The organism is Okeania sp. SIO2B9, assembly GCF_010672505.1.
In the GTDB taxonomy this organism is placed as follows: Bacteria; Cyanobacteriota; Cyanobacteriia; order Cyanobacteriales; family Microcoleaceae; genus Okeania; species Okeania hirsuta.
The window spans coordinates 1-1,118 of the sequence record NZ_JAAHGK010001775.1; the positions used below are offsets into that span (position 1 = coordinate 1).

Below are 1,118 nucleotides of genomic sequence, written 5' to 3' on the forward strand. Positions count from 1 at the left end.
TCGGAAGGCTTTATATCAAGTCTCATTGAAGTAGCAGTCAGCACTCAGCTAGCCTCCGTAGGAGGAACTTTCCTAGGTCATGCTGCGCAAACCTTAACAGCATATTGCTAACCCAAGGCTACGGCCTTTTCCTGCGGAATGCTACGCAAACATGTTGCGTAGCAAAACAGCTTTTCACGGTGTATAATGGGGGATTCTTTCCCCTCATAAAAGGCGCACCACTAATTTTTTCAAGCTCTTGTGGGGGACCGTTACCCTCGAATTTCAAGCACTCCAGCTAAATGCTGGCAAGGGTCGCATTCCGGAGCGAAAAGCTGGTACCTAGTTAATTAATCATAATAGTCAGTTCCCTTTAGTCATCTTTAGATGACTTTTGCTATCCAGCTTAGTTAAATTTTTCTGTTTGCTGTTGTAGGTAAACTAATTATAAATTCAGTGCCTTCTCCTAGTATAGAATCAACGTGAATCTCTCCACCATGTTTTTCGACTATGATTTGACGAGCGATCGCCAATCCTAATCCTGTTCCTTTCCCTATTGCTTTAGTCGTAAATAGATGGTCGAAAATCTTGGCTTTCACTTCTTGTGACATTCCTTTGCCATTATCAGCGATCGCAATTTTCACCTGTTCATCTACCAGTTGCGTCTTAATGGTAATTAGATTAGAATGAGCTTGATTTTCTGTATCTCTTCCCCGATCGGATTCATCTAAAGCATCAATGGCATTGGCTAAAATATTCATAAACACCTGATTTAATTGTCCAGAAAAACAAACAATTTTCGGAATATTGCCGTAGTCGGTGACAACTTCAATGGCGGAACGATTTTCGTTAGCGTTGAGGCGATGGCGTAAAATCAGGATAGTGCTATCAATCCCTTCATGTAAGTCAAAAGGTCTTTTTGTATCGCTATCAGCGCGGGAGAAGGTGCGAAGACTTCTGCTAATTGATTGAATGCGATCGCCAGCGTCTTTCATAGATTTAACTAACTTTGGTAAATCTTCTAGCATATAGTTTAAGTCGCTTGCTTCCAGTGCTTCTTCAATTTCTGCACCGGGTTGAGGAAATTTCTCGCGATAGAGATCGATGATACCTAATAGATCGTTGATGTAATCTTGTGC

The 1,118-nt window shown here is 41.5% G+C and carries 1 protein-coding gene; it reads right to left on the reverse strand.

The features are described 5' to 3' along the window. Positions 1 to 389 precede the first annotated feature (389 nt). Positions 390 to 1,118 (reverse strand): sensor histidine kinase (locus F6K13_RS34340; protein ID WP_287290112.1); only part of this gene is annotated, 729 nt, incomplete at its 5' end.